Source organism: Aeromonas sp. S18(2024) (genome assembly GCF_041402525.1).
GTDB lineage: Bacteria > Pseudomonadota > Gammaproteobacteria > Enterobacterales > Aeromonadaceae > Aeromonas > Aeromonas enteropelogenes.
On sequence record NZ_JBGLQV010000007.1, the window covers coordinates 53,498 to 68,390 of the forward strand.

Genomic DNA, 14,893 nt, shown 5'->3' on the forward strand with positions numbered 1-14,893 from the left:
TTCCCTCTCACCAATCTCACAAACAACATATCGACTCATATAATGGCCTGGAGAGCGCCTCATTGAGCCGTTACGTGACTTTCATTTATCCCTGTTTGGCTAAAGTGAACCCGTTACCACACGAGGAGTCACTTTATGAGATTACCCCTGCGTTCCGCTTTGCTGCCCCTGTTCTGTCTGGCCGCCCTGCCTGCCGGCGCCATGACCCTGAGCAGCACCGACATCCGCGAAGGCCAGCCGATGGACAAGGTGTTCAGCTTCAACGGCTTTGGTTGCAGCGGCGAGAATCGCTCGCCCCAGCTGAGCTGGCAGGATCTGCCCGCCGGCACCAAGAGTATCGCCATCACGGCCTATGATCCGGATGCCCCCACCGGCAGCGGCTGGTGGCACTGGCTGGTGGTCAATCTGCCGGCCAGCCAGAGCGAGCTGCCGACCAACGCCTCCGGCAAGCTCAAGCAGGGGCTGGAGCTGAGAACCGACTTCGGCAGCCAGGGCTACGGCGGCCCCTGCCCGCCCGCAGGCCACGGCATGCACCGCTACCAGTTCACCGCCTGGGCCCTGCCCCAGGATCTGGAGGTGAAGGCAGATACCCCGCCCGCCATGGTAGGCTACCAGCTCAACGCCATGGCCCTTGGCAAGGCTACCCTGACCGCCACCTTCGTCACCCACTAGGAGCCCGACGGATGAGCACGCCCCTGCTGCAACAGCAGCACTACCTCGGGATCCGCCAGCAGCCCCTGCACCGGGTGCTCATCTATGCCCCAACCCTCATCTGGGTGAAACAGGGGAACAAACAGCTGTGGTGGAAAGAGCGGCGCCTGACGTTTGACAGGGGGAGCTGGCTGCTGATCCCGGCGGGCCACCAGCTCACCTTCGTCAACCAGCCGGAGCAGGGCACATTTCGCTCCCATGCCCTGACTCTGCTGGCGCCGCCGCCCGATGCCTGGCTATCGGCCATCGCCGCGGCTCCACAGAGGCTGCGAGAACCCAGGGTAAAAGTGACCCCCGGGCTGGCATTTTGCTTCGAGCTGGTCACCACCATGGCCGAGCGGGGAGTGAGCGAGGCAACCCAGGCCGAGCTGCTACAGGGCTTTTATGCCGAACTGCACGCCGCCCGGGCCCTCGATCTGCTCTATCCGGCCCGCCCCATGACGCTGGGGGAGCGGCTGGCCCGCTATCTCGGCGTGGAGCCCGGCGCCGCCCATACCTTGGAGGGGGTTGCCCCCCACTTCGCCATGAGCCGCGCCTCTCTGGTACGCAAGCTGGCCAGCGAAGGACGCAGCTTTCGTCAACTGTTGGCCCAGGTGCGCATGAGTCATGCCCTCACCTTGCTGCAGCAATCCCTCACTCCGCTGGAGGTTGCCCTCGCCTGCGGCTACGACTCCCCCAGTCGCTTCGCCGCCCGCTTCAAGCAGGAGTTCGGCCTGACCCCGCACCAATATCGACAAACCTGTCCCCCTGGTCTGCTCACTAACACCAAGTAAAAAGATTACTAAATATTCATATTGTGTAACCTGATGTAACCTGGTGATCTTGCTCACGTATCAGGCTGGCAATAGTGTGATCTTGCCCCGTGGCCGCTCCTTTCCCTTGCCATACAATGGCCTGCGCAAACGCTTTCACTAAAACAAGTGAACGACAGCCTCTACTCAACCGATAAAAATGGAATTGGAGCGAAGAATGTTTCGTAAAAATTTACTTTCTATTGCCCTTGGCACCGCCCTGCTTGGCCTGACCGCCTGCAATGACAATGACTCAGGCAGCGCGCCGGTAGCCAAGCCGGAACAGGCAGTCCAGTACAAGGATGTGATCGACCGCCGGGGCACGCCGACCCAATTCCGCGACTTTGACAGCTACTCCAACCTCAAATACAACCCGTTGCTGGATCTGGGGGCCTGGCATGGTTTCCTGCTGCCGGCCAGCGACAACGAATGGGGTGGCTTTACCGGCCCCATGGTGATCTCGGAGGAGTACAGCCTGTTCTTTGCAAGCGAGCTGGACAAGCTCACCCTGAGCGATGAAAGCGGCCGCCCCTACCCGCTGACGGCCGCCAGCAAGCAGGAGAGCTACGCCATTCCCGGCGCTCTGGTGCAGCGCTTCGAGTTCGAGCCCTTCACCCTGGAGCTGGAGCTGCGCTACGGCGATTCCCGCACGGCGCTCATTCGCACCCGCTTGCAGAACCACACTGATGCCCCGCTCACCCTCAACCTCAACTGGCAGGGCGAACTGCTCAACCAGTGGGATGCCAAGGATACGGTCGCCAGTAAATACCCAACCTGGACCCGCACCATCAGCGAGAGCGACAAGGGAGTCGAGTTCCAGTTCGGCAAACTGCGCAGCACCTGGAACATCATGCAAAGCGGCAGCGCCCGCTATCGCATCGACCGCACCCTGCCAACCCGCACCACGCTTGATGACAAGGCATTGGGTTACCAGAGCGATGCCACCCTGACCCTGGCAGCCAAAGGAAGCGAGGACATCTATACCCTGCAAAGCTATCTGCACTCAGCTGATGAGGCCAAACGTTACCAGCAGAGCCGTCAGGCCTTGTTGGCCAACCCGGCCAGCTACTTCGCCGACTCTATCCGCCGCTGGGAGGGGTACCTCGAGCACGGACTCTCCAACAAGGGGATCGCCGAGTCGGAGCGCCGCATCGCGGTCAAGGCGATGGAAACCCTCAACGGCAACTGGCGCTCACCGGCCGGAGCCATCCTTCATGACGGCGTGACCCCTTCCAACACCGCCCGCTGGTTCGACGGAGTCTGGGCCTGGGACAGCTGGAAACATGCCTATGCCATGGCCCACTTCAACCCCGAGGTAGCCAAGAACAACGTGCGCGCCATGTATGACTATCAGGTTCAAGCGGATGATCCGGTGCGCCCGCAAGACGCCGGCATGGTGATCGATGCGGTCTTCTACAACAAGCAGGCGGATCGCGGTGGTGACGGCGGCAACTGGAACGAACGGGACACCAAGCCGCCCCTCTCCGCCTGGGCCATCTGGGAGATCTACAGCGCGACCAAAGACCGGGCCTTCATCGCTGAGATGTATCCGAAGATCCAGGCCTATCACGACTGGTGGTACCGGGCACGGGACAACAACCGCAACGGCATCATTGAGTACGGAGCAACCAAGCATGTCGAGCACAACGACGAGTTCGGCAATATCACCTTCAAGGTGCAGTACGCCAATGACACTCCATTCGGACTGGATCTGTCGAGCTGCACGCCCGAGCAGGACAAATGGTACGCCTGCGCCGGCATGCCGCTCTATCAGCTGGTGCTGGCCACTGGCGGCTACAGCGACATGGACATAGGTGCCCAGCATGGCGCAGGTTGGGAGTCCGGCATGGACAACGCGGCCCGCTTCGGCTTCATCAATCCGGATCAGCTGCAACGCTATGCCGATAACACCTATGGCGGCGATCTCGCCAAAGCCCGCCAGGACTGGAATGTGTTCTTCTTCGAGAACCATCAGGACAACGGCGATCTGATCGGTTTCTCCATCGATCAGGAGTCGGTAGAACTGAACGCCTTCCTCGCCAAGGAGAAGCGCATCCTGGCCGACATGGCCGAGCTGCTGGGCAAACCGGAGGAGGCAAGCCGCTACCGCGAGGGGGCGAGCAAACTCGCCGGCTACATCAATAGCTGCATGTTTGACGAGGCCTCCGGCTTCTATTACGACCGCCAGATCGCCCAGGGCGATGTGGCCGACGGCAACGGCTGCGTCGGCAAACTGCTGACCGCCCGTGGTCGCGGTCCGGAAGGGTGGAGCCCGCTGTGGGCCGAGGTTGCGGACAAGGAGAAAGCGGCGCGGGTACGCGACATCATGCTCAACCCGGGGGAGTTCAACACCAAGGTCCCCCTCGGTACCGCGGCGCTGACCAATCCGGCCTACGATCCGGACATCTACTGGCGTGGCCGGGTCTGGCTGGATCAGTTCTACTTCGGGGTGAAAGGGCTCGAAAACTACGGCTATCGCGAGGATGCCGAGGCGCTGGTCAACAAGCTGTTCAACAATGCCGAAGGGCTTGCCGGCAGCGGACCCATCCGCGAGAACTACAACCCGGTCAACGGAGCCATGCAGGGGGCAAGCAACTTCAGCTGGAGTTCGGCCCACCTCTACATGCTCTATCGCAACTTCCTGAAACCTCAGGCCTGAGTCGGCCACGGATATGAAAAAAGGCCTCCGGATGGAGGCCTTTTGCCGTTTATCTATTTGTTGATGGTGCAACCTGGCCTTATTACACGCTCACCGGAGGCAGCGAGAGACGCTGGGCCAGCGCCTGAAAGTTCTGGCTCACCTCGGCCCCGAACAGGGGATCACCGATGGCACGGTTCTGCCAGTTTTGCTCCAGATGACGCCAGTCATCTTCGGTCAGGGTGTCCCGCAGCAGGGGGAAGATCACCCCCTCCTCGTAGTTCATGTGCGCCTCCTGCAGCGCCACGAAACGTTCCAGCTTGCCGGTGAACTGGTCGAGCGGGATCACCGCATCCATCAGGATCATCTCCACCATCTCCTTGAGTTCAGTGCCCGCCTCCAGCAGTTTGGCGTGCTCCTCCTGCAGACGATTGGCGACCTCTCCCTCCACGACCCGGTATTTGAGGTAGTACTCGTAGATCATGTCTTCCTTGGGGTGATGGTACTTGTCAGACACTTCCCGCAGGTAGTCGATGACATCGCGGATCAGAAAGTAGCTGATGGGCTGCTCGGCCTGAATGGCTGCCAGCTTGTGCTTGAGCAGCCCAAGTAGCCGGGCGATGTTGAGATGATCCTTGTGCAGACTGGATAACATAGGCACTCCTTCGCTGAAATAAACTGTCACTTCCCTGAGTATACGGTCATCTGCCGACCAAACTTTGCACTCAATCAAGTCAGCCGCAGACTGAATTCCATTGGATGGGCTGTTTGCCCTGCTGTTCCAGCAGCCGGTTGGTCTCGGAAAAATGGCCACAACCGATGAAACCACGATGGGCAGAGAGCGGGCTGGGATGGGGGGCGGTCAGCACGTGATGGCGCTGCCGGTCGATGAAACGCCCCTTCTTCTGGGCATGGGCGCCCCAGAGCAGGAAGACCACGCCCTGACAGCTGGCATTGATCTGCTCGATCACCCGGTCGGTGAAGGTTTCCCAGCCCAGATGTGCGTGGGAGTGGGCCTGGCCGGCCTGCACCGTCAGCACGGTATTGAGTAGCAGCACTCCCTGTTTGGCCCAGGATTCGAGAAAGCCGTGATCCGGTGTGACAAACCCTGGCAGATCCCGCTGCATCTCTTTATAGATGTTGACCAGCGAGGGCGGGGTGCGCACCCCGGGCAGCACGGAGAAACAGAGACCATGGGCCTGGTTGGGGCCGTGGTACGGATCCTGGCCCAGGATCACCACCTTGACCTGATCCAGTTCGGTCAGCTTGAACGCGTTGAAGACATCGGCAGCGGGTGGATAGATCACCTTGCCCGCTTCCCGCTCACTGCGCACCGTCGCCAGCGTACTCTTGAAATAGTCCTGCTCTTTTTCCGAGCCAATCACATCACTCCAGGTCAGCACCCCGAACTCCTCACTTGATACGGCGAAGGGCTCAGGATAGGGGGCCAGCCCGCAAGACGCAACCGTGGCAGGGCATGATGGACAGCATCATTTGCCTGCGATCACATGACATCACCACACACAGGCCCCATCCGATCAGGAGATATCGGGCTTGCTCCCTGGCAACTGCTGCAGATGGAGTCGCGCGCAGCAGCCGTTTCCTTCACCGTCAATTTCCTTTCCATCAGCCATCTGCCAGCTACCCGTTTTATCTTAAAAACAAGACAAAACATGTAGTTAAATTACTAGATTAAATAGACAAAAGATGTATGATTTGGATATCTTACGAAATCAGAAAAATGACCTATTTTTGATTCAACTCAATAATTTAATCCTACCTGGCGCAAGCTAAGTTGGATTTTATTGATTTGGATCAATTTTCGTAATAATCCCACCGTGGTATATATGACCTCATCAAAGTAAAGGTGTAAGGCAAGGCCCCTTTAAGCCATCGAAATTCGCGGTAGCTTAACTACATCAGGGTAATTTCCTTACAGTCGGATCCGCTTCCCATTGAGGAGTCATACCATGATCAAAGGCATTCAAATCACCCAGGCCGCCAACACCGCTCTGCTGAACTCTTTCTGGCTGCTGGACGAAGAGAAGCAACAGGCTCGCTGCATCTGCGCCAAAGGCGATGCCTTCGCTGCCGATCAGGAAGTCCAGATCGCCGAGCTGGGCCAGTTCGAATACCGCGAGCTGCCGGTTCAGGCCGAGCCGGCCGTTGAAGGTGGCCAGCACCTGAACGTCAACGTGCTGCGTCGCGAAACCCTGGAAGACGCCATCGCCAACCCGGAAAAATACCCGCAGCTGACCATCCGTGTGTCCGGCTACGCAGTGCGCTTCAACGCCCTGACCCCGGAACAGCAGCGTGACGTGGTAACCCGTACCTTCACCCAGAGCCTGTGATCCACACTCTGTCGTGACGGCGGGCTGCACAGCCTGCCCTCAAAAACGGCCCCCGGGGGCCGTTTTTCATGGCCACAAGCCAGACTCGCCAAACCAAAAGGCCCCGCATCGCGGGGCCTTTTGCTATCCATTGCCAGTATCAGGCAGAGGTATCGAGGGGCTCGAAACCCTTGATCAGATCGTCGATAGCCTTCATCTGCTTGAGGAAACCTTCCAGCTTCTCCAGCGGCAGGGCGCTCGGGCCGTCGCAACGGGCCACTTTCGGATCCGGGTGGGATTCGATGAACAGACCCGCCAGACCTACCGCCATGCCGGCGCGGGCCAGCTCGGTCACCTGCTCGCGGCGGCCACCGGACGCGGCGCCCATGGGATCGCGGCACTGCAGGGAGTGAGTCACGTCGAAGATGACCGGGTAGCCGCCGGTGCTCTTCTTCATCACGCCCAAGCCCAGCATGTCCACCACCAGATTGTCGTAACCGAAGTTGGCACCGCGCTCGCACAGGATCAGGCGATCGTTGCCGCACTCCTCGAACTTGTCGGTGATGTTCTTCATCTGGCTCGGGCTCAGGAACTGCGGCTTCTTGATGTTGATGACGTTGCCGGTGCGGGCCATGGCCTCCACCAGATCGGTCTGGCGCGCCAGGAAGGCGGGCAGCTGGATGACATCCACTACCTCGGCCACCGGCTTGGCCTGCCACGGCTCGTGCAGATCGGAGATGACCGGCATGCCGAAGGTCGCTTTCAGCTCCTCAAAGATCTTCATCCCCTCTTCCAGACCCGGACCGCGGTAGGAGTGGATGGAGGAGCGGTTGGCCTTGTCCCAGCTCGCCTTGAACACGAATGGAATGCCCAGCTTGCTGGTCACTTCCACGTACTTCTCGCACACCGCCATCGCCATGTCGCGGGATTCCAGCACGTTCATGCCACCAAACAACACGAACGGCTTGTCGTTGGCGACGTCGATCTGGTTGATCTTGATATTCTTCTGTTCCATCTCGGGCATCCTTAAGTGAAGAGGCTTGGGCACACAGGCCTTGATATTCTTCTGTTTCAATTCCCAGGCCTCCTTAATGGAGGGGCTTGGGAGTCAGATCCAGCGCGGCCAGCTGCGCCTTCAGCACATCTGCCACCGGATCATCCGGGCATTGTTCAATGAAATATTCAAAATCTTCCGCCGCCTGGCGGGGGCAGTCGAGTTGCTCGTAGATGAAGCCGCGATCCCGCGTCTCCAGGGGATCGCCGGGTTTCATCCGCAGCAGCAGTTCACTGCAGCGCAGGGCCTCGGCCATGCGATCTTCCCGCAGCAGGGCTCCCTTGCTGACGTTGAGCAACCGCTCGATGATCTCCCACTGACCGGAGGGCTGCAAATAGTCCGGGGTCAGGGTCGCCAGATCCCCCAGGGCGCCGCGCAGCAGCAGTTCGATACGGGCCAGGGTCAGCTCGTCACCGGTGAAGGGATCGACATAGACCTCCCCCTCACCACCGGCAAAGCTCACCAGGAAGTGGCCGGGGAAGCAGATCCCCTCCACATCCAGCCCGAGTTTGCGCCCCAGCTGGATGATGAGGATACCGAGACTGACCGGGATCCCCTTGCGCTGCATCAGCACCTGGTTGATGTCGCAGTTCTGCGCCGAGAAATAATCCTGCCAGTCGCCGTAAAAGCCAAGGCGGTGGTAGAAGCCTTCAAGCAGTTGCTGGCGCACCTCGTCACAGGTGCCTTCGGCTATCTGTTCATCCAGCCACTCCTCGAGCAAGTCCAGCTCGCGCAGCCCCTGCCCGGCCGAGCCATATACCTCGTGACTCACCGCCAGCGCCAGCTCGGTGAGGTCATGGGCTTCAAAGTCGGTCCATTCGTCTATACGTAACATCGTCTTCATGCCTTAACCGAACAAACTCGCCTGTTTGAGCAGTGCCAGCTTGGCAATAAAATAGATCCATCCCAGTGCCCCGAGAAAGGAGCACCAGCGCACCAGGCTGCTTTTGGCCAGCCGCAACGCCATGGCGGCCAGGAACACCAGCACCAGGATGCCCATCAGCTTTTCGCTGAGCCAGGGAGTCCCGTTGTTGAAGGGGTTGAGATCCAGCACCATGCACAGCAGCACGCCCGAGAGAACTACCAGGCCATTGAGCAGGCCGCTCACCTTCAGCACGGGGACACTATAGGCCCGGTCAGAGCCGGCCTGAACCCAGTAAAAGCGAACCATGAACAAGAGCACGGCCCCGGCAATCAGGGTCAGGTGCAGATGCTTGAGCACAAAATACATATTCAATCCTTGGCCGCTGGGTCATCACCCAGCGACTCGTCAAACCGGTTAAAAGGATTTAGCAGGCCGGACACTGACCCAGGGTGACCCGCTCGTTGTCCCCGTAATCGCGCACCGTGGTCACGGCGCGATAGCCACGCGCCAGCAGCAGCTGACGCACGGCGGCACCCTGCTCCCAGCCATGCTCCAGCAGCAACCAGCCATCCGCCAGCAGATGGGCAGGCGCCTCGGCCACTATGTGGCGAATATCCGCCAGCCCCGCCTCGTCGGCCACCAGGGCCGAACGGGGTTCGAAGCGCACATCCCCCTGCTCGAGATGAGGATCGGCGCCGTCGATGTAGGGCGGGTTGGAGACAATCACCGCGAAACGGGGGGCCTTACCCAAGAGCGGATCGCAAAGCGGCGCGAACCAGCTGCCGTCGCGAACCTGGATGGGCAAATCCAGCGCGGCGCTGTTCTCGCGGGCCAGGGCCGCGGCATCCGCCATCCTGTCCACCGCCCATACATCGGCATCGGGCCGCTCGGACTTGAGCGCCAATGCGATGGCGCCGGTGCCGGTGCCCAGATCCAGCAGGGCGCAGGGGCCAGCGGGCAACCGTGCCAGCGCCTGTTCGACCAGCACCTCGGTATCGGGGCGCGGGATCAGGGTCGCCGGACTCACCTTGAGGGGCAGCGACCAGAACTCCCGCTCCCCCAGCAGGTGGGCGATGGGCTCGCCATTGAGGCGACGGGCGAGCCAGCCCTGCAGGGTCGCCTGCTGGGCGTCATCGAGTTCGCGCTCGGGCCAGGTCATCAGGTAGCTGCGCCGGCACTTCAGCAGATGGCAGAGCAGCACATCGGCATCGGCGCGGGGAGATTCCCCCCCCGCCAGGGTCGCCATGATGTGGGCGCGGGCTTGCTGGATTTGCATCAGTTTCCCCCCACCTTATTCGTCCCACTCTGAATGCGAGCTTGCCGGATCTGCATTTGCATCAATTGCTCTCGGCCAGGGAGGCGAGCTGATCGGCCTGATACTCCTGCACCAGCGGGGTGATGACGCAGTCCAGATCCCCTTCCAGGATCTCGGAGAGGCGATAGAGGGTGAGGTTGATGCGGTGCTCGGAGAGACGCCCCTGGGGATAGTTGTAGGTGCGGATGCGCTCGGAGCGATCCCCCGACCCCACCAGGTTGCGACGGGTACTCTGCTCGGCGGCACGGTGGCGCTCATCCTCGGCCGCCTGCAGACGGGCAGAGAGCACCGACATCGCCTTGGCGCGGTTCTTGTGCTGGGAGCGCTCGTCCTGGCACTCCACCACCAGGCCGGTCGGCAGGTGGGTAATGCGAATGGCGGAGTCGGTCTTGTTGACGTGCTGACCACCGGCACCGGAGGCGCGGAAGGTGTCGATCTTCAGCTCGGACGGGTTGATCTCGATCTGTTCGGCCTCCGGCACCTCGGGCAGCACGGCGACGGTACAGGCGGAGGTGTGTACCCGCCCCTGGGATTCGGTTTCCGGCACCCGCTGCACCCGGTGACCACCGGACTCGAACTTGAGACGGCCGTAGACGTGCTCGCCATCGATCTTGGCGATCACCTCCTTGTAGCCACCATATTCCCCGTCGTTGCAGCTGACGATGGAGACGCGCCAGCCCTGGCGCTCGGCAAAGCGCGAATACATGCGAAACAGGTCGCCCGCGAAGATCGCCGCCTCGTCACCACCGGCACCGGCGCGGATCTCCAGATAGCAGTTGTTGTCATCCTTGGGATCCTTGGGCAGCAGCATCACCTGCAGCTCCTGCTCCAGCGCCTCCAGCGCCGCCTTGGCGACCGGCAGCTCCTCCTGCGCCATCTCGCGCAGGTCGGCATCCTCCTCCTCCAGCATCAGCTGGGTGGTCTCGAGATCCTCCTGGGCCTGACGGAAACGCTGGAAGGCGTGAACGATATCCTCCAGCTGGGCATATTCCCGGGTCAGGGCGCGATAACGCTCCTGATCCGAGACCACGTCCGGCTCGCCGAGCATGGCCTGTACTTCTTCGTGGCGCTCGATGAGGCCTTCCAGCTTTCTGATCAGTGACGGATTCATAACTCTTGCAATCTCAATGGAGGAGAGGACGACCGGCTGGCCGCCCGAACACTATGACTCTTGTGACAACCCCAGCGCCTGACGCAACCGGGACAGGGCGCTCTCGTCACCCTGGGAGGCCGCCTGGCGCAGGGCCTGGGTCGGCGCGTGGATCAACTTGTTGGTGAGGCGATGGGCCAGCGCCTTGAGCGCCTGCTCGGCACTCTCGCCCTGGGCCAGGGCCTGCAGGGCCCGCTGCAGCTCCTCGTCGGCAACCTGCTGGGAGTGCTGGCGATAGTCGCGGATGAGATCCACCGAATTCTGGCCGCGATACCAGCCCATGAATTCGTCGCGCTCTTCCTGCACGATGAGCTCCGCCTCGGCGGCCGCCCGCTTGCGGGTCTCGAGGTTCTGCTCGATGATCCCCTGCAAATCGTCCACGGTGTAAAGATAGGCGTCGGAAAGCTCGTCCACCTCGGCCTCGATATCCCGCGGCACGGCGATATCCACCAGGAACATGGGCTTGAAACGGCGCGCCTTGAGGGCCCGCTCCACCATGCCCTTGCCGATGATGGGCAAGGGGCTCGCGGTCGAGCTGATGACGATGTCCGCCTCGTGCAGGTAATCCGGGATCTCTTCGAGGGTCATAACCTGGGCACCGAACTCGGCTGCCAGGGTCTGGGCCCGCTGCAGGGTGCGGTTCGCCACCATCATCTGGGTGACGTCCTGTTCGCGCAGATGACGGGCCACCAGTTCGATGGTCTCGCCGGCGCCGACCAGCAGCACCTTGGTCTGGGAGAGATCGGAGAAGATCCGCCGCGCCAGGCTGACGGCAGCGAAGGCCACCGACACGGCGCTGGCCCCGATCTCGGTATCGGTGCGCACCCGTTTTGCCACCGAGAAGGACTTCTGGAACAGACGCTCCAGCGCTCCCTTGATCGCTTCAGACTGCTGGGCATGGGCGTAGGATTGCTTGATCTGCCCCAGGATCTGCGGCTCTCCCAGCACCAGGGAGTCGAGACCGCAGGCCACCCGCATCAGGTGGCGCACCGCTTCTTCGTCATGGTGTTGATAGATGGCGCTGACCAGTTCGGCCGCATCCAGCCCGTGAAACTGCTGCAACCAGCGCAATACCGCCTCCTGCTGCTCCCCGTCCAGATTGCAATAAAGTTCGGTCCGGTTGCAGGTGGAGACGATCACCGCCTCGCTGACGCCGGGTTGGCTCACCAGCTCACGCAGGGCGCGATCGATGCAGTCCGGGCCAAAGGCGACCCTTTCTCGCAAGGCGACACTGGCGGTGTTGTGGTTGATTCCGAGGGCAAGCAAACTCATGAGTGGGCGACGGTCATTTCATACGCTGGGTGCAAAGGCTGCCAATTGTACGAGAAAGGGTAAGTCTTTAAAAGCAATACGGCCGCCCCGTATACTGTGGCAAATTCCCCTCTCTGGAGCCTTGCCTTGCTGCTACGTATTTTCACCCTCGCCTGCCTGCTGATCCTCGGCGGCTGTGCCACCACCCAGCCCCAGCGGGACCAGGTGAACTGGAACCAGGAGCGTACCCGGCTCGAGCAGCTGACCCATTGGCAGCTTTCCGGCAAGATGGCCATCATCACCCCCCAGCAGAAGGGCAGCGCCCGCCTCAACTGGCAGCAGGACGGTGACGACTATCGCCTCAACCTCACCAGCCTGATCGGCACCAGCATTCTGGAGCTCTCCCGCAACAAGGGCGAGATCACCCTGCTCGACAGCGATGGCAACCGCCACCAGAGCCAGGATGCCGAGGCGCTGGTCTATCAGCTCACCGGCTGGCACATCCCGGTCGCCGGATTGCCTGAGTGGATCAAGGGGTTGCCGGGCCAGGCCGAGTTCGAGCTCAATCCCGACGCCAGCCTGGCCAGCGTCCGTGACGGCCTGTGGCAGATTACCTACGGCGACTATCGGGATCAGGATGGCTACCGTCTGCCGCACCAGCTCACCATGACCGGCCAGGGCAGCCGCCTCAAGCTTCAGATCAACCAATGGACCCTCGCTCGCTGATGAACCCGACCCGCTGGCCTGCACCGGCCAAACTCAACCTGTTTCTCCACGTAAATGGCCGTCGTCCGGACGGCTATCACGAACTGCAGACCCTGTTCATCTTCCTCGATCACGGCGACTGGCTGGAATTCGACCCGCTCCCCGGCACCACTCTGCTGACCCTGAGCCCGGCCATTCCCGGCGTACCCGATGAACAGAACCTCATCATCCGCGCCGCCCGCCTGCTGCAGGCAAAACTGCCGAGCCCGCAGGGAGCGCATATCCGGCTGGAAAAAGTCTTGCCTATGGGCGGCGGCATCGGCGGCGGCTCATCGGATGCGGCCACTACCCTGGTGGCCCTCAACCATCTCTGGCAGGCAGGTTTGAACGAAGACGAGCTGGCGGATCTCGGCGTCCAGCTGGGAGCCGACGTGCCGGTGTTTGTGCGCGGCAGAGCCGCCTTTGCCGAGGGGGTGGGCGAGCGGCTGCAACCGGTCGAGGTGCCCTCTGCCTGGTATCTGGTGCTCAAGCCAGATTGCCATGTGGCAACCGCCGCCGTGTTCCAGGATCCGGACCTGCCGAGAGATACCCCGAAGATGGCATTGCACAATCTGCTGGAAGGGGAGTGGAAAAACGATTGCGAATTACTGGTGAAAAAGCGCCACCCCGAGGTTGCCAATGCGCTCGGCTGGTTGCTAGAATACGCGCCGTCAAGAATGACGGGCACAGGAGCCTGCGTCTTTGCTCAGTTTGAAGACGAAGTGACTGCTCGGGAAGTGTTGGCCAAAGTGCCGAAGGGGCTGGATGGGTTTGTCGCCAAGGGCGAGAACATATCACCACTCTTTGTCACTTTGCAACAGTTCAAATGATTGGGGTATCGCCAAGCGGTAAGGCAGCGGGTTTTGATCTCGCCATTCCTAGGTTCGAATCCTAGTACCCCAGCCAATTTGAGCGAGGAAGCGTGGGCGATGTCGTGCTCGCCCACCGACCTGAAGTGCTCCGTTTCACTGCGGCAGACATCTTGCTCGTTATCTTGATAAATCGTTTGCCCCCAAACGATCCGGGTCTGATTTCAGACTCCCCCACATACTGGATGCAACCCCGAGGTTTCAAACCGTGCCTGACATGAAGCTGTTTGCTGGTAACGCAACGCCGGAACTAGCCCAGAAGATCGCAGATCGCCTGTTTATCAAACTCGGCAATGCTGCCGTAGGTCGCTTTAGCGACGGCGAGATCAGCGTACAGATCAACGAGAATGTACGTGGTGGCGATATCTTCATCATTCAATCCACCTGTGCCCCGACCAACGACAATTTGATGGAATTGATCGTCATGGTGGATGCACTGCGTCGTGCTTCAGCTGGCCGTATCACTGCCGTTATCCCCTATTTTGGTTATGCCCGTCAGGACCGCCGCGTCCGCTCCGCCCGTGTGCCCATCACCGCCAAGGTTGTCGCCGACTTCCTCTCCAGCGTCGGTGTGGATCGCGTGCTGACCGTTGACCTGCATGCCGAGCAAATCCAGGGCTTCTTCGACGTTCCGGTAGACAACGTGTTCGGTAGCCCGGTGCTGCTGGAAGACATGAAGTCCAAGAACCTCGAGGCCCCTGTTGTCGTTTCTCCGGACATCGGCGGCGTGGTCCGTGCCCGTGCCATCGCCAAGCTGCTGGATGACACCGACATCGCCATCATCGACAAGCGCCGTCCCCGCCCGAACGTCTCCCAGGTCATGCATCTGATCGGTGACGTTGCCGGCCGCGACTGCATCATCGTCGATGACATGATCGACACCGGCGGTACCCTGTGCAAGGCCGCCGAAGCCCTGAAAGAGCGTGGTGCCAAGCGCGTATTCGCCTACGCGACTCACCCGGTCTTCTCCGGCTCCGCCGTCGACAACATCAAGAACTCCGTGATCGACGAACTGATCATCACCGACTCCATCCCGCTCACCCCGGAGATGAAGGCGGTTGGCAAGGTCAAGCAACTGACCCTCTCGACCGTACTGGCCGAAGCCATTCGTCGCATCAGCAACGAAGAGTCCATCTCTGCCATGTTCGAGCATTGATGGATGCTGTATCAACGAA

The 14,893-nt window shown here is 61.0% G+C and carries 14 protein-coding genes, 1 tRNA gene and 1 pseudogene; 8 read left to right on the plus strand and 8 right to left on the minus strand.

Annotation, left to right across the window (positions count from 1 at the left end; genetic code table 11):
• Positions 1–135 precede the first annotated feature (135 nt).
• The 3 genes from ACB034_RS13110 (at position 136) to ygjK (ending at position 4,161) form a co-directional block, all read left to right on the plus strand.
• Positions 136–672, plus strand: a complete 537-nt coding sequence (locus tag ACB034_RS13110; protein ID WP_338611903.1) for a YbhB/YbcL family Raf kinase inhibitor-like protein — start codon at positions 136–138, stop codon at positions 670–672.
• Positions 673–683: 11 nt separating this feature from the next.
• Positions 684–1,484, plus strand: coding sequence for a helix-turn-helix transcriptional regulator (locus tag ACB034_RS13115; RefSeq protein WP_371172998.1), 801 nt, complete (start codon positions 684–686; stop codon positions 1,482–1,484).
• Between the two features lie 196 nt (positions 1,485–1,680).
• Positions 1,681–4,161, plus strand: a complete 2,481-nt coding sequence (gene ygjK, locus ACB034_RS13120; protein ID WP_371172999.1) for an alpha-glucosidase — start codon at positions 1,681–1,683, stop codon at positions 4,159–4,161.
• A gap of 82 nt (positions 4,162–4,243) precedes the next feature.
• Here ygjK and ACB034_RS13125 read toward each other — a convergent pair whose 3' ends face one another.
• On the minus strand, positions 4,244–4,795 hold the full coding sequence (locus ACB034_RS13125; RefSeq protein WP_042025628.1) for a hemerythrin domain-containing protein: 552 nt from the start codon (positions 4,793–4,795) through the stop codon (positions 4,244–4,246).
• 79 nt (positions 4,796–4,874) lie between these two features.
• Positions 4,875–5,543 carry a uracil-DNA glycosylase gene (ung, locus tag ACB034_RS13130; protein ID WP_042025629.1) on the minus strand — a complete coding sequence of 223 codons (669 nt, stop codon included), beginning with the start codon at positions 5,541–5,543 and terminating at the stop codon, positions 4,875–4,877.
• Between the two features lie 567 nt (positions 5,544–6,110).
• Here ung and grcA point away from each other — a divergent pair.
• Positions 6,111–6,491 (plus strand): autonomous glycyl radical cofactor GrcA, encoded by a 381-nt coding sequence (gene grcA / locus ACB034_RS13135; RefSeq protein WP_042025630.1) that lies wholly within the window; start codon positions 6,111–6,113, stop codon positions 6,489–6,491.
• A gap of 139 nt (positions 6,492–6,630) precedes the next feature.
• Here the strand turns inward: grcA and kdsA are convergent, their stop codons facing one another.
• The 6 genes from kdsA to hemA form a co-directional block, all read right to left on the minus strand.
• Positions 6,631–7,485: a 3-deoxy-8-phosphooctulonate synthase gene (gene kdsA, locus ACB034_RS13140; protein ID WP_042025631.1), complete on the minus strand. Its 855-nt coding sequence runs from the start codon at positions 7,483–7,485 to the stop codon at positions 6,631–6,633.
• Positions 7,486–7,558: 73 nt separating this feature from the next.
• Positions 7,559–8,359, minus strand: coding sequence for a SirB1 family protein (locus ACB034_RS13145; RefSeq protein ID WP_225633138.1), 801 nt, complete (start codon positions 8,357–8,359; stop codon positions 7,559–7,561).
• 12 nt (positions 8,360–8,371) lie between these two features.
• Positions 8,372–8,755: a SirB2 family protein gene (locus tag ACB034_RS13150; RefSeq protein ID WP_371173000.1), complete on the minus strand. Its 384-nt coding sequence runs from the start codon at positions 8,753–8,755 to the stop codon at positions 8,372–8,374.
• Between the two features lie 58 nt (positions 8,756–8,813).
• A complete protein-coding gene (gene prmC / locus ACB034_RS13155) occupies positions 8,814–9,665 on the minus strand; it encodes a peptide chain release factor N(5)-glutamine methyltransferase (protein ID WP_371143403.1) in 852 nt (283 codons plus the stop codon).
• Positions 9,666–9,726: 61 nt separating this feature from the next.
• Positions 9,727–10,815, minus strand: coding sequence for a peptide chain release factor 1 (prfA, locus tag ACB034_RS13160; protein WP_026456914.1), 1,089 nt, complete (start codon positions 10,813–10,815; stop codon positions 9,727–9,729).
• Between the two features lie 51 nt (positions 10,816–10,866).
• On the minus strand, positions 10,867–12,126 hold the full coding sequence (hemA, locus tag ACB034_RS13165; protein WP_042025634.1) for a glutamyl-tRNA reductase: 1,260 nt from the start codon (positions 12,124–12,126) through the stop codon (positions 10,867–10,869).
• A 126-nt stretch (positions 12,127–12,252) separates the two neighbouring features.
• Here hemA and lolB point away from each other — a divergent pair, with 126 nt between their 5' ends.
• The 4 genes and pseudogenes from lolB (at position 12,253) to ACB034_RS13185 (ending at position 14,874) form a co-directional block, all read left to right on the plus strand.
• Positions 12,253–12,831, plus strand: coding sequence for a lipoprotein insertase outer membrane protein LolB (lolB, locus tag ACB034_RS13170; protein ID WP_061475596.1), 579 nt, complete (start codon positions 12,253–12,255; stop codon positions 12,829–12,831).
• Positions 12,831–13,701: pseudogene (gene ispE / locus ACB034_RS13175) on the plus strand (4-(cytidine 5'-diphospho)-2-C-methyl-D-erythritol kinase). The gene lolB and the pseudogene ispE overlap by 1 nt, the downstream one beginning before the upstream one ends.
• A tRNA-Gln gene (locus tag ACB034_RS13180) sits at positions 13,681–13,755 on the plus strand. Before ispE ends, ACB034_RS13180 begins: the two are co-directional and overlap by 21 nt.
• Positions 13,756–13,926: 171 nt before the next feature.
• Entirely contained in the window at positions 13,927–14,874 is a 948-nt protein-coding gene (locus ACB034_RS13185) for a ribose-phosphate pyrophosphokinase (RefSeq protein ID WP_026457470.1), read from the plus strand.
• Positions 14,875–14,893 lie beyond the last annotated feature (19 nt).

Bases quoted from the DNA above. Each gene is read 5' to 3' on its own strand.
- ACB034_RS13110 (WP_338611903.1), top strand. From the start codon at position 136: ATGAGATTACCCCTGCGTTCCGCTTTGCTGCCCCTGTTCTGTCTGGCC.
- prmC (WP_371143403.1), bottom strand. From the start codon at position 9,665: ATGCAAATCCAGCAAGCCCGCGCCCACATCATGGCGACCCTGGCGGGG.
- hemA (WP_042025634.1), bottom strand. From the start codon at position 12,126: ATGAGTTTGCTTGCCCTCGGAATCAACCACAACACCGCCAGTGTCGCC.
- ygjK (WP_371172999.1), top strand. From the start codon at position 1,681: ATGTTTCGTAAAAATTTACTTTCTATTGCCCTTGGCACCGCCCTGCTT.
- grcA (WP_042025630.1), top strand. From the start codon at position 6,111: ATGATCAAAGGCATTCAAATCACCCAGGCCGCCAACACCGCTCTGCTG.
- prfA (WP_026456914.1), bottom strand. From the start codon at position 10,815: ATGAATCCGTCACTGATCAGAAAGCTGGAAGGCCTCATCGAGCGCCAC.
- ACB034_RS13145 (WP_225633138.1), bottom strand. From the start codon at position 8,359: ATGTTACGTATAGACGAATGGACCGACTTTGAAGCCCATGACCTCACC.
- ACB034_RS13125 (WP_042025628.1), bottom strand. From the start codon at position 4,795: ATGTTATCCAGTCTGCACAAGGATCATCTCAACATCGCCCGGCTACTT.
- ACB034_RS13115 (WP_371172998.1), top strand. From the start codon at position 684: ATGAGCACGCCCCTGCTGCAACAGCAGCACTACCTCGGGATCCGCCAG.
- ACB034_RS13150 (WP_371173000.1), bottom strand. From the start codon at position 8,755: ATGTATTTTGTGCTCAAGCATCTGCACCTGACCCTGATTGCCGGGGCC.
- kdsA (WP_042025631.1), bottom strand. From the start codon at position 7,485: ATGGAACAGAAGAATATCAAGATCAACCAGATCGACGTCGCCAACGAC.